The organism is Gordonia iterans (assembly GCF_002993285.1).
GTDB lineage: Bacteria > Actinomycetota > Actinomycetes > Mycobacteriales > Mycobacteriaceae > Gordonia > Gordonia iterans.
Genome location: NZ_CP027433.1, coordinates 255,658 through 267,413, shown reverse-complemented (window position 1 = coordinate 267,413; position 11,756 = coordinate 255,658). Strand labels below are relative to the sequence as shown.

The 11,756-nt window shown below is 69.6% G+C and carries 12 protein-coding genes and 1 pseudogene; 6 read left to right on the top strand and 7 right to left on the bottom strand.

What is annotated here, in order from left to right; all coding sequences use genetic code 11:
* The first annotated feature begins 23 nt into the window (after positions 1-23).
* Complete coding sequence (locus C6V83_RS01220; RefSeq protein WP_199832562.1) at positions 24-1,946, top strand: hypothetical protein; 1,923 nt, start codon at positions 24-26, stop codon at positions 1,944-1,946.
* Between the two features lie 9 nt (positions 1,947-1,955).
* Here the strand turns inward: C6V83_RS01220 and C6V83_RS01215 are convergent, their stop codons facing one another.
* On the bottom strand, positions 1,956-2,297 hold the full coding sequence (locus tag C6V83_RS01215) for an ArsR/SmtB family transcription factor (protein ID WP_091182437.1): 342 nt from the start codon (positions 2,295-2,297) through the stop codon (positions 1,956-1,958).
* Positions 2,298-2,379: 82 nt separating this feature from the next.
* Between C6V83_RS01215 and C6V83_RS01210 the strand changes: the two genes are divergently transcribed.
* Genes C6V83_RS01210 through C6V83_RS01190 form a run of 5 tightly spaced genes read left to right on the top strand, consistent with a single transcriptional unit; the run spans position 2,380 to position 6,884 of the window.
* Positions 2,380-3,711 carry an NAD(P)-binding domain-containing protein gene (locus C6V83_RS01210; RefSeq protein ID WP_091182439.1) on the top strand — a complete coding sequence of 444 codons (1,332 nt, stop codon included), beginning with the start codon at positions 2,380-2,382 and terminating at the stop codon, positions 3,709-3,711.
* 47 nt (positions 3,712-3,758) lie between these two features.
* Positions 3,759-4,118 carry a Cd(II)/Pb(II)-sensing metalloregulatory transcriptional regulator CmtR gene (gene cmtR, locus C6V83_RS01205; protein ID WP_091182441.1) on the top strand — a complete coding sequence of 120 codons (360 nt, stop codon included), beginning with the start codon at positions 3,759-3,761 and terminating at the stop codon, positions 4,116-4,118.
* On the top strand, positions 4,115-6,028 hold the full coding sequence (locus C6V83_RS01200; RefSeq protein WP_176980777.1) for a heavy metal translocating P-type ATPase: 1,914 nt from the start codon (positions 4,115-4,117) through the stop codon (positions 6,026-6,028). The genes cmtR and C6V83_RS01200 overlap by 4 nt, the downstream gene beginning before the upstream one ends.
* Entirely contained in the window at positions 6,025-6,579 is a 555-nt protein-coding gene (gene lspA, locus C6V83_RS01195; protein WP_024356154.1) for a signal peptidase II, read from the top strand. The genes C6V83_RS01200 and lspA overlap by 4 nt, the downstream gene beginning before the upstream one ends.
* On the top strand, positions 6,576-6,884 hold the full coding sequence (locus C6V83_RS01190; protein ID WP_010157044.1) for a hypothetical protein: 309 nt from the start codon (positions 6,576-6,578) through the stop codon (positions 6,882-6,884). Before lspA ends, C6V83_RS01190 begins: the two co-directional genes overlap by 4 nt.
* A 136-nt stretch (positions 6,885-7,020) precedes the next feature.
* Here the strand turns inward: C6V83_RS01190 and C6V83_RS01185 are convergent, their stop codons facing one another.
* The 6 genes and pseudogenes from C6V83_RS01185 to C6V83_RS01160 all read right to left on the bottom strand — a co-directional run.
* Entirely contained in the window at positions 7,021-7,425 is a 405-nt protein-coding gene (locus tag C6V83_RS01185; protein WP_010157043.1) for an arsenate reductase ArsC, read from the bottom strand.
* Positions 7,426-7,441: 16 nt separating this feature from the next.
* Entirely contained in the window at positions 7,442-8,446 is a 1,005-nt protein-coding gene (locus C6V83_RS18980; protein ID WP_091182444.1) for a metalloregulator ArsR/SmtB family transcription factor, read from the bottom strand.
* Positions 8,443-9,531, bottom strand: coding sequence for an ACR3 family arsenite efflux transporter (arsB, locus tag C6V83_RS01175; RefSeq protein WP_091182445.1), 1,089 nt, complete (start codon positions 9,529-9,531; stop codon positions 8,443-8,445). Before arsB ends, C6V83_RS18980 begins: the two co-directional genes overlap by 4 nt.
* On the bottom strand, positions 9,528-9,854 hold the full coding sequence (trxA, locus tag C6V83_RS01170) for a thioredoxin (RefSeq protein ID WP_091182447.1): 327 nt from the start codon (positions 9,852-9,854) through the stop codon (positions 9,528-9,530). The genes arsB and trxA overlap by 4 nt, the downstream gene beginning before the upstream one ends.
* Positions 9,851-10,825 carry a thioredoxin-disulfide reductase gene (gene trxB, locus C6V83_RS01165; protein WP_091182449.1) on the bottom strand — a complete coding sequence of 325 codons (975 nt, stop codon included), beginning with the start codon at positions 10,823-10,825 and terminating at the stop codon, positions 9,851-9,853. Before trxB ends, trxA begins: the two co-directional genes overlap by 4 nt.
* 168 nt (positions 10,826-10,993) lie before the next feature.
* Positions 10,994-11,509, bottom strand: a pseudogene (locus C6V83_RS01160) (alcohol dehydrogenase catalytic domain-containing protein); the annotation flags it as partial.
* Between the last annotated feature and the right edge of the window lie 247 nt (positions 11,510-11,756).

The window sequence follows — 11,756 nt, the reverse complement described above, 5'->3', positions numbered from 1 at the left end:
AGGAGCCGCGCGTCGCAGAAGTCGTGATGCTCATCCAGTGGGTCGCGATCGAGATCCCGACGGAACGTCTCGCTGAGATCGTGAACACGGTCGCTCCGGTACCGCTCACGCAACGCCTACTCGAGCTCGCTCTCCTCAAGCAACCCGGAGTCCTCGAAGGACGTCACTCGAATGTGCCGGTGACAGTCCAGGACCTCGCGCACGCGCTCGTCGCTGAGGGCGCGAGTCGGGTCGTCCTGCCGACGTGCGAGTCGTGCGGTCGCGCCGTCCGCATGCCGCACAAGACGCCGAGCGGCGGGCGTCGCTGCTCCCGCTGCGAGCGGAACGCCAGATCCGTCGCATGCGCGACCTGCGACCGGGTGAGGCCGGTGCAGCGCACCATCGATGGGAAGCGATACTGCCGTGAATGCTGGCGTGCTGATCCGCGTTCCTTCGACCACTGCTCACGGTGCGGTCAGCGCGCGACCATCGTTGTCCGTCGTCCCGAGCTCGTCTGCCTGGCCTGCTACACCGCTCCGATCAAAACCTGCGGGCTCTGCGGAGAACCCGGCCGGGTTGCATCCCACCTCGATGGACGGCGCGTCTGTGCCCGCTGCTACTACGCAATGCGTACCCCGCAGCCCTGCCCTGAATGCGGTCGCAAGGTGTTCCTCACCGGGTTCATGAACGCCCAGAAGGTCTGCGCAGACTGCGCCGGCGCGCCGATCACGATGGCGTGCCCCGGCTGCGGCTCGATCGAAGAAGTGCGCAAACACCGCCTCTGCGCCGAGTGTCGGCGGCCGATCACCATCCAGCGGCTTCTCTGCGACGAGACAGACGACATTCGCCCTGAACTTCAGCCTCTTGCGGATTACCTGCTCACGCACCATGGCAAAGCAAATTCTCTGGAGCGATGGCATCACAAGAGCAAGTGCGCCGCCGTGCTCCGCGAACTTGCCGAGGGAACCCTGCCTCTCGCCGCCGATGCGATCATCACCAGAGCCCAGTCGGGGCAGTCCGTGGCATTCCTCCTCTCGCTGCTGGTTCGCTCCGGCGTACTGCCGGAGCTTGACGTCGAGGCCGCGCGCTTCGACCACTGGCTCGAGAAATGGTTATCAGAGGTCGGGCACGCCGAAGACCGGCTTGTCCTGCGCCGGTACTGCACCTGGGAGTTGCTCCGTTCGACGCGCACATTCCGGGCGGTGTCTCGCGGCCCATCGAACCCTGCGGCTGGGTTCCAGCGGCAACGCGCAGCGCTCAAACACTGCGCCGCGCTCCTGCACGAGATCAGATCGCAACACGAGACGCTCGCCACCTTCCCCCAGCGTCGCCTCGACGCGTTTCTCACGGACTCTCCAAGCCAGCGAGACGCGTTGGCACCCTTCACCCGCTGGCTGCGACGCCACCATCTGAGCACCCTCCGCGTCGAGTTCCGGCCGAGTCGCCTCGAGGGCCGGCACTACGAGTCCGACCACCGATGGCAGATGGCCCGCCGATTCCTCACGGACACGGACATGGACTCCAAGACCCGGGCTGCGGGCCTGCTCGTGCTCCTCTACGGCATCCAGCTCACCCGCATCATCACCCTCACCCGCGATCAGGTCGACGCGACATCCCAGCCCGTGAAGCTCACTATCGGGGCGGAACCGATCGAGCTCCCCAAGGTTCTCGGAGACGCGATCATCGACCTCGTCGACGCGTCGATGCGCCATCCCGAAGGATGGCTATTCCCCGGCAGAAACCCGGGACTCCACCTCACCCCGGGGCCGATCAGTCGCCGCCTCCGCGCCGAAGGGCTCCGCTCCGGAAGCGCACGGACAACCGCCCTCATCGAACTCACCCGGCAGATGCACCCGCGGATCGTGTCCGACTTGCTCGGCATAACACCGGCGTCGGCCGCCGCGTGGTCGCGCCTCGCCAGTGGGGACTGGTCCGACTACCCAAAGATCCGCTCGGCGTCCGATTGATAACGAAGCTCAGCCCAGCAGCGCCTTCGCCGCGTCGGCGAGCGTCCCGGTGGTGGGCTGGTAGTAGGCCCATTTCCCGCGCTGCTCGCGGGTGACCAGGCCCGCCTCGACGAGCAGCTTCATGTGGTGGGAGACCGTCGGCTGCGACAGGCCCACTGGGTCGGTGAGGTCGCAGACGCACATCTCGCCGGCACTGCTGCCGACGATCATGGAGAGCAGCTTCACCCGCGTCGGGTCGCCGAGCGCTTTGAAGACCTTCGCGAGGTCGTGAGCCGTGCCGTCGTCCATCGCCTGGCCGGGGGCGCAGCAGGAGCCTGCGCTGGTGTCGATAGTGACGGGCAGTGCGTTCATGGCTCCATTCTGCCCGACGTATTGACATCTGTCGATATGAGCCTCAAGATCGTTCCTGTCTCACATCGAAGAACGTCAATGCATGGAGGTCGCAGTGAATCCCGTCGTCGTCATCGGGGCCGGTCCGCAGGGACTGGCCGCCGCAGCCCACCTGATCGAGCGCGGGCTCGACCCAATCGTCCTGGAGTCCGGCGACGCCACCGCCTCGGCCGTGGCCGAGTGGGGCCACGTGCGCCTGTTCTCGCCGTGGACCGAGCTCACTGATGCTGCCTCGCGACACCTACTGGAGCCGACCGGATGGTCGGCCCCGACGCAGGGCTACCCGACCGGCGCGCAGTGGATCGAGCAGTACCTCGCACCCCTCGCAGAGGCCCTCGGCGACCGCGTGCGCTACGGAGCGCGGGTCGTCGGCGTAGGCCGCAAGGGCCGCGACCTCTCCGTCGACGACGGCCGCGCCGAGCAGCCCTTCGTCGTCCACGTCGAGCGCGCGGACGGCACCGAGGAGCGGATCGAAGCGAGTGCCGTGATCGACGCCTCGGGCACCTGGCGCACACCGAGCCCCGCCGGAGCTGACGGGCTCCCTGCCCTCGGCGAGAGCGCAGCGACAGACGCAGGCCTCCTGGAGCACCGCATGCCCGCGATCGAGGACGCCAGTGCCCTGGCTGGCCAGCACGTCGTGGTCGTTGGCAACGGCCATTCCGCCGCGACCACGATCGGGATCCTGTCGCGGGTGGCCAAGCGCGAGCCGGGGACGCGGATCACCTGGGTGCTGCGCCGCGGCACGGTCGGCAACACCTTCGGCGGCGGCAGCGCCGACGAACTGCCGCAGCGCGGAGCGCTGGGCCAGCGCGCGAAGAAGGCCGTCGAGGACGGCCTCGTGGACCTCGTGACCGGGTTCCGCACCGAGCAGGTCGTCCTCGCCGCCGGCGAGGCGGTGCTGGTGGCAGAGGACGGCCGCCGGCTCGCGCCTGCCGCTCGGGTCTTCGTCGCCACCGGCTTCCGTCCCGACCTGTCCTTCCTCTCTGAGATCCGTCTCGACCTCGACATGCGCCTGCAGGCCCCGTCGAAGATCGCTGCGGAGGTCGACCCGAACGTGCACTCCTGCGGCTCCGTCCGGGCCACCGGCGCGGCCGACCTCGAGCAGCCCGAGCCGGGGTTCTACATCGTGGGAGCGAAGTCCTACGGCCGTGCGCCGACGTTCCTCGCCCTGACCGGGTTCGAGCAGGTGCGCAGCGTCGTCGCCGCGATCGCCGGGGACCGCGAGGCCGCGGAACGGGTGGACCTCGTTCTGCCCGACACGGGCGTGTGCGGCGGCTCGGGGCTCTTCGATGCGCCGGACGAGTCCGCCAGCGCGGGATCGTGCTGCGCGCCGGCCCCGCAGCTCATCCAACTCGGCGTGGGTTCGGCATCGTAGGTTCACTACCCTTGGTTCAGGTCAGTGCTGGCTGTATAGTTCAGTGCATGCTGACCATTGCTTCTCGCCTCGACGTCATGAACCGGCTCGGCCGGGCCATGGCGGACCCGACGCGCTCCCGGATCCTGATGACCTTGCTCGTTGGCCCGAGCTACCCGGCCGTGCTCTCTCGCGAGCTGGAGCTGACGCGCTCGAACGTGTCGAACCACCTGACCTGCCTACGCGACTGCGGGATCGTGGTCGCCGAGCCCGAGGGTCGGCAGACCCGCTACGAGATCGCGGACCCGCACCTGGCGGCGGCGCTGACGGCGCTGGTGGACGTGACCCTCGCGGTCGATGAGCACGCGCCGTGCGTCGACGCCGAGTGCACGGTGCCGGGCTGCTGCGCGACGAGGGCGGGCGAGTGAGCGCGGCGTGTGGCTGCGAGCACGAGCCGGAGAGCATGGTGGGCGAGGAGTCCGAGGAGGCGGAGCGCCCCTGGTGGCGGGACCGCGGGATCATGGTCCCGGTCTTCTCCGGCGTGGCCTTCCTGATCGGCCTCGTCCTGGAGTGGTCCGGGCTCGAGTTCCCGGCGCTGGTGGCGTTCTGGATCGGCCTGTTACTAGGCGCGTCGACGTTCACCCCCGGCGCGATCCGCAAGCTGTTCCAGGGCAAGCTCGGTATCGGCCTGCTGATGACCATCAGCGCGGTCGGCGCAGTGATCCTCGGCTACGTCGAGGAGGCCGCCGCGCTGGCGTTCCTCTACTCGATCGCCGAGGCCCTGGAGGACAAGGCGATGGACCGGGCCCGTGGCGGGCTGCGGGCGCTGCTCAAGCTCGTCCCGGAGACCGCGACGATCCGCCAGGACGGGGCCTCGGTCGAGGTCGCGGCCAAGGATCTCGCCGTGGGCCAGGTCATGCTGGTGCGTCCGGGTGAGCGGATCGCGACCGACGGGATCGTCCGTACGGGGCGCTCCAGCCTGGATACGTCGGCGATCACCGGGGAGTCGATCCCGGTCGAGGTCGAGCCCGGCGACGCGGTGTCGGCCGGGGCGATCAACACCGCCGGTGCGCTGGAGGTCGAGACGACCGCGGCGGGCACCGACAACTCGCTGACCACGATCGTGGAGCTGGTCGAGCAGGCGCAGGCGGAGAAGGGGGACCGCGCCCGCCTCGCGGACCGCATCGCCCGCCCGCTCGTGCCCGGCGTGCTGATCCTCGCCGTCCTGGTGGCGGTCATCGGGTCGCTGTTCGGCGACCCGGAGCTGTGGGTCACCCGCGCCCTCGTGGTCCTCGTCGCGGCGTCGCCGTGCGCGCTGGCGATCTCCGTGCCCCTGACGGTGGTCGCCGCGATCGGGGCGGCGAGCAAGTTCGGCGTGATCATCAAGTCCGGTGCGGTGTTCGAGCGGTTCGGCGTGATCCGTCACGTCGCCGTCGACAAGACCGGCACCCTGACCCGCAACGAGCCCGCCGTCACCGCGGTGCTCACTGCCGACGGCGTCACTGAGTCGCAGGCTCTGGCCTGGGCGGCCGCGCTGGAAAAGCACAGCACCCACCCGCTCGCTGCGGCGATCACCGCCGCTGCGCCGGGTGCGCCCGCGGCGGAGGCCGTGACGGAGCAGGCCGGTCACGGCATCGAGGGCACCCTCGACGGCGCGCGGATCACGGTCGGCAGCCCGCGCTGGCTCGACGCCGGCCCGCTCAAGGACCGGGTCGCGGGCCTGGAGGAGCAGGGCATGACCGTCGTGATCGTGCACCGCGACAGCGCCGCGGTCGCCGCGATCGGCGTCCGCGACGAGCTGCGCCCCGAAGTCCCCGAGGTCGTCCGTACGCTCGCCGCCCAGAGCATCGGGACGACCATGCTCACCGGCGACAACGCCCGCACCGCCCGCGCCCTGGCCGCGCAGGCCGGGATCGAGGACGTGCGCGCCGAGCTGCGCCCGGAGGACAAGGCCTCAGCGATCGCCAAGCTCGGCGAGAAGCACGGGTCGGTCGCGATGATCGGCGACGGCATCAACGACGCCCCCGCCCTCGCCGCGGCGGACATCGGGATCGCGATGGGCACGACCGGTTCCGATGCCGCGATCGAGTCCGCCGACGTCGCCTTCACCGGCCACGACCTGCGCCTGCTCCCGCGCGCGTTCGACCACGCCCGCCGGGGACGGCACATCATCAACCAGAACATCATCCTGTCGCTGCTGATCATCACCGTCCTGCTGCCGCTGGCCCTGTTCGGCGTCCTAGGCCTCGCGGCCGTGGTGCTCGTGCACGAGATCGCCGAGGTGATCGTGATCCTCAACGGGCTGCGCGCCGCGCGCACCAGGAAGTCGATCGCGTGACCGCGCAGGGCACCGTCGTCGCCGAAGGGACGAGCCCGCCCTCCCCGAAAGGTCGGAGGGCACTCGGCGTCGCCCTCGCGGTCGCCGTGCTCGCCGTGGCCCTCGATCAGGGGTCGAAGGCCCTCGCTGTGGCGCAGTTGACTTCTGGCGAGCGGGTTCCGCTGGTCGGCGACCTGTTCGGCCTGTCCCTGGTCTACAACCCCGGAGCCGCGTTCTCGCTCGGCTCCGGGTCCACCTGGATCTTCACCCTCGTCGGCCTCCTCGCCGCCATCGCGGTAGTTGTGTTCGCTGTGCGGCTGCGTGGCGCGCGGTGGGGTGCCGCGTTGGGCCTGGTCCTCGGCGGCGCGGTCGGCAACCTCGTCGACCGGCTCCTGAACCCGCCCTCCTTCGGACAGGGGCAGGTCACGGACTTCCTCGCCTACGGCGACCTGTTCGTCGGGAACGTCGCCGATGTCTTCGTCGTCGCCGGTGTCGGCCTGGTCTGCCTGAACCTTCTCCCGCCAGGCCCGGACCGGGCGTCGAACGACGCGCGATTCGAGGATGCCGCATGAAGGTCGAGTTGCTGCACATTGTCGGTTGCCCGAACACGGACGTGGCCGAAGCCAACGCGCGCGCAGCACTGGACGCTCTTGGATTCAGGGCCGTGCCTGTCGAGCTGGTCACGATCCGGACCGAGGCCGAGGCGGTAAGCACCCGGTTCGGAGGCTCGCCCACGATCCTCGTCGACGGCGTCGACCTGTTCCCGACAGCACCGGTCCGCTCGCTCGCGTGCCGCGTCTATGCGACGAGGAACGGGTTCGCCGGAGCGCCTACGCAGGAGCAGATCGAAGCAGCGCTGCGAGGCGCGTCCCGGTAGAGCAAGAACGGGCTGTAGCGCGATCGATGGCGCACGCCTCACGGCACATCGGTGTTCGCCGCAGGGACCAGGAAACCCGGAAACACAGCGGAGAGGCAGGGCCATTGGCCGCTGCCCCTCCCGTGCTCGCAGTCCCTCAGACGAGCAGTTCCGCCAGCAGCGTTTCGACGCGACCTTTGATCTCGTCCCGGATCGGGCGCACGGCATCGATGCCCTGTCCGGCCGGGTCGTCGAGCTTCCAGTCCTCGTAGCGCTTGCCGGGGAAGAACGGGCACGCGTCGCCGCAGCCCATGGTGATCACCACGTCGGAGTCCTGCACCGCTTCGGTGGTGAGCACTTTCGGCTGTTCGGCGGTGATGTCGATGCCGACTTCGCGCATCGCCTCGACGGCGACGGAGTTGATCTGGTCGGCGGGTATGGATCCGGCGGAGCGGACCTCGACGCGGTCGCCTGCGAGCTCGCGGAGCCAGCCGGCGGCCATCTGGGAGCGCCCGGCGTTGTGGACGCAGACGAAGAGGACGGAAGGCTTCTGGTCAGTCATTGTTGTTCGCTTTCGTTCAGTCGGTGAGCGTGGCGAGGAGCTCGCGGACGCGGCCCTCGATATCGTGGCGGATCGCGTCGACCCCGTCCGGGGAAGCGAGAGCCGGGTCGCCCACGGCCCAGTCCTCGTAGCGGACGCCGGGGATGATCGGGCAGACGTCGCCGCAGCCCATCGTGACCACCACGTCGGCCGCGCGCACGGCGTCATCGGTGAGCGGCTTCGGGAACGCCGTCTCGGCCTCCTGCTCGCCCTCGATCTCGGTGAGCAGCGAGCGCACGTGCGGGTGCACGTCCGACGCCGGGGTGGATCCTGCGGAGCGTGCGACGACGCGGCCGTCGGCGAGCTGGTTGACGATCGCGGCGGCGAGCTGGGAGCGGCCCGCGTTCTGCACGCAGACGAACAACACCTGCGGCACCCCGGCCGAGCGGTCCCGCGTCAGGTCGGCGAGGCGCTGCCGGGCGAACCGTTCGGTCAGCGGGATCATGTGCGCCGTCAGCTTCGCCGAACGCACCAGGCCGGCGTAGGACTCGCGCACGATCGCGATCACGAGGTCCCGGTTCAGCCCGGTCAGCTCGTCCGCGAGTTCCTCGGCGAGGCGGGTCACGCGGGCGTCCATCTGCTGCAGGGCCGCGGCCCGTGCCGCGGTGTCTTCGGGTTCGTCGGTGACGGCCGCGGCGGGAGCGAACGCGTCGAGGAGGGACGCGACGGCGCGCTGCTTGCCCGGTGCGATGCGGTAGTACACCCAGGTGCCGCGCCGCTCGGACAGCAGCATCCCGGTCTCCTTCAGCACTTTCAGGTGGTGGGAAACAGTCGGCTGCGACACCTCGGCGAGGTCGGCGAGGTCGCACACGCAGGACTCGCCGCGCGGGTCGGTCGCGATCGCCGAGAGCATCCGCAGCCGCAGCGGGTCAGCGAGCGCTTTCAGTGCCCCGGCCACGGTCGTGGCGGCCTCGGTGCCGATCGCGTGCGCCGTGGACGGCGCGCACGCGTCGGCGTCGGAGATGACGGTCGTGTCGGTCATGACGTCCTCGATTCGGTGGCGTAGGGGTCGGTGTGGAACCAGGCCTTCGCGGCCCAGAGCGAGACGTAGACCAGGCCCACGAGCACGGGCACTTCGATGAGCGGGCCGACGACCCCGGCCAAGGCCTGGCCGGATGCCGCGCCGAAGGTGCCGATCGCGACCGCGATGGCGAGCTCGAAGTTGTTGCCCGCTGCGGTGAACGCCAGCGTCGTCGACCGTGCGTAGCCGAGACCGAGGCCCTTGCCGAGCAGCAGCCCCGCGAACCACATCAGGCCGAAGTAGACCAGCAGCGGCAGCGCGATGCGCGCCACGTCGAGAGGCTTCGCCAGCACCGCGTTGCCCTGCAGTGCAAACAGCAGCACGATCGTGAACAGCAGCCCGTAGAGCGCCCACGGCCCGATCCTCGGGAGGAACTTCTCTTCGTACCAGTCGCGCCCCTTGCGCTTCTCGCCGATGAAGCGGGACGCGAAGCCCGCGATGAGCGGGATCCCGAGGAACACGAGCACGTTCAGCGCGATCTTCCAGACCGAGATCTCCAGTCCCTGTGCGTCCAGGCCCAGCCAGCCCGGCAGCACAGTCAGGTAGAACCAGCCCAGCACCGAGAACATCACGACCTGGAAGACCGAGTTGATCGCGACGAGCACCGCGGTCGCCTCGCGGTCGCCGCAGGCGAGGTCGTTCCAGATCACGACCATCGCGATGCAGCGGGCGAGACCGACAATGATCAGCCCGGTCCGGTACTCGGGCAGGTCCGGCAGGAAGATCCACGCGAGCGCGAACATCACCGCGGGCCCGACGAGCCAGTTCAGCACGAGCGAGGAGACCAGGAGCTTCTTGTCACCCGTGACGGCTGCGACCTTGTCGTAGCGGACCTTCGCGAGCACGGGGTACATCATCACCAGCAGGCCCAGCCCGATCGGGACCGAGATCCCGCCGACCTCCATCGCAGACAGCGCGTCGGAGAGCGCCGGCACGAACCGGCCGAGCACGAGGCCGGCGACCATCGCGAGGCCGATCCAGAGCGGCAGCCACTTGTCGAGGGTGGAGAGCCGTTTCGGGGCGGTGCGGGTCAGGGCGTCGGTCATGCGAGCAGCTCCTCGAGCTTCGCGACGTAGACGGGTTTCGGGTGCGCGCCGATCAGCACGTCGACACGTTCCCCGTTCCGGTAGAAGCCGAGGGTCGGGATCGAGGTCACGCCGGCCGCGGTCACGGTCTCGGGGTTCTGGTCGGCGTCGATCTTCACGATCTTCACCCGGCCCTCGTACTCGCCGGCGAGCTGGTCCAGGATCGGGGCGATCGCCCTGCACGGGCCGCACCAGGTCGCCCAAATGTCGACCACGACGGGCAGCTCGGACTCGAGCACCTCGGTCTGGAAGGTGGCGTCGGTGACGGGGGTGACGGTGCTCATACGGAGACCTCCAGAACAGGCTCGGAAACGGTGGCGGGTGCGAGGTGCGACAGGTAGTGCTGGGCGTCCTGCGCGGCCGCGCAGCCGGTGCCCGCGGCGGTGATCGCCTGCCGATACGTGTGGTCGACGAGATCCCCGGCCGCGAACACCCCGGCCAGATTCGTCCGCGTCGACGGGTGCGCGACCCGCACGTACCCGTCCGCGTCGGTGTCGACCTGCCCAATCACGAGCTCGGAGCGCGGGTCGTGCCCGATCGCGACGAACACCCCCGTCGCGTCGAGCCTCCGCTCGGCCCCGGTGATCGTGTCGCGCAGCGTGAGCCCGGTGACCTGCTCGTCGCCGAGGATCGCGGCGACCTCGCTGTTCCAGGCGACCTCGATCTTCGGATCGTCCAGCACGCGCTGTGCCATGATTCTCGACGCTCGGAACTCGTCCCGGCGGTGCACGACGGTGACTTTCGATGCGAACCGGGTGAGGAACAGCGCCTCCTCCATCGCGGAATCCCCGCCACCGACCACGGCGATCTCCTTGTCGCGGAAGAAGAACCCGTCGCAGGTCGCGCACCACGACACCCCGTGCCCCGACAGGCGCTCTTCCTCGGGGAGGCCGAGCTTGCGGTACGCGGAACCCATCGTCAGGATCACCGCCCGCGCCCGGTACGTCATCCCGGCACCCGTCTCGATGGTCTTCACGTCGCCGTCGAGCTCGAGGCGAATCGCGTCGTCGTAGACGATCCGAGCGCCGAACCGCTCAGCCTGCGCCCGCATCGACTCCATCAGCTCCGGCCCCTGCACGCCATCGACGAAGCCGGGGAAGTTCTCCACCTCGGTCGTCGTCATCAGCGCACCGCCCGCGGTGACCGAGCCCGCGATCACGTTCGGCGCAAGACCCGCGCGGGCCGCGTAGACCGCCGCGGTGTATCCGGCGGGACCGGACCCGACGATGACCAGTTCGACTTCTTGATTCGACATACTTCTATATTGACATCTATCGAATCAGTTCGCGAGCCCATGCCGGCTTCGTCACCGGATGTTCACCTACCGTGCTCAGGCAGGGCTGCCAACGCCCTTCGCGCGTGACCTCCGCATCATCGACGAACAGTGCATGAAAAGTGCACTCTTCAACAATCGGACCTACCAGTAACCGTAGATGCCGAGCGTCCCGCCCGGGGGCAGGTTCGCCCGGGACAGCGCCCGATACCCGATGATCCCCGCGCAGAGCAGGGGCGCGGTGGCGATCGGATCGGTGCCCGGCGGCAGGCGGTAGGCGAAGGCGGCGCTCACCACGGCGAGCTCGGCGTAGCCACCGTCGTCGTCGTACCCGGTGAATTCGGCACTCTCGCACAGGTTCTCGCGGCCGCTGCGGCAGAACCGGCACGCCCCGCAGGTGCCGCGCAGCCACGCGATTCCGGCCAGATTGCCGGGCCGCCAGCCGCGGACCTCGGCACCGACCGCCACGACCTCGCCGACCACCTGATGCCCGGGGGTCACCCGATCACGGTGAGCGGGGATGTCCTCGTCGATCACATGAAGGTCCGTCCGGCACACGCCGCACGCGATCACCCGCACCAGCAACTCGCCAGGCAGCGGCTCGGGCACCGATACGTCCCGGAGTGTCAGCCGGCCACGGCCGCGATCGGTGGTCCAGGCCCGCATGGTGTCGCTCATGGTCCTCAGTCTGCGCTCCCGGCGGGTTCGGGACCAGGGGCGTACGGAGGAGATCGGTGCTGCTGGATTCGTGTCGGGCTGCCGGATTCGCGTGGCGCTGCCGGATCAACACGACAGCGCGAACGTGACCCGGCAGCGGGAAGGAACCGCGACCGTGCGAAGGGACGACGATGCGACGAACGCCCGCCCCGGGAAGAGTCCGGGGCAGGCGTTCGGCGCTGGCGTCGGGGAGGTG

Excerpts from the sequence above, each read along its gene's own strand:
- C6V83_RS01190 (WP_010157044.1), top strand. The coding sequence starts at position 6,576 with ATGAAGGTCGAGTTGCTGCACATTGTCGGTTGCCCGAACACGGACGTG.
- arsB (WP_091182445.1), bottom strand. The coding sequence starts at position 9,531 with ATGACCGACGCCCTGACCCGCACCGCCCCGAAACGGCTCTCCACCCTC.
- trxA (WP_091182447.1), bottom strand. The coding sequence starts at position 9,854 with ATGAGCACCGTCACCCCCGTCACCGACGCCACCTTCCAGACCGAGGTG.
- trxB (WP_091182449.1), bottom strand. The coding sequence starts at position 10,825 with ATGTCGAATCAAGAAGTCGAACTGGTCATCGTCGGGTCCGGTCCCGCC.
- cmtR (WP_091182441.1), top strand. The coding sequence starts at position 3,759 with ATGCTGACCATTGCTTCTCGCCTCGACGTCATGAACCGGCTCGGCCGG.
- C6V83_RS01210 (WP_091182439.1), top strand. The coding sequence starts at position 2,380 with ATGGAGGTCGCAGTGAATCCCGTCGTCGTCATCGGGGCCGGTCCGCAG.
- C6V83_RS01185 (WP_010157043.1), bottom strand. The coding sequence starts at position 7,425 with ATGACTGACCAGAAGCCTTCCGTCCTCTTCGTCTGCGTCCACAACGCC.
- C6V83_RS18980 (WP_091182444.1), bottom strand. The coding sequence starts at position 8,446 with ATGACCGACACGACCGTCATCTCCGACGCCGACGCGTGCGCGCCGTCC.
- C6V83_RS01215 (WP_091182437.1), bottom strand. The coding sequence starts at position 2,297 with ATGAACGCACTGCCCGTCACTATCGACACCAGCGCAGGCTCCTGCTGC.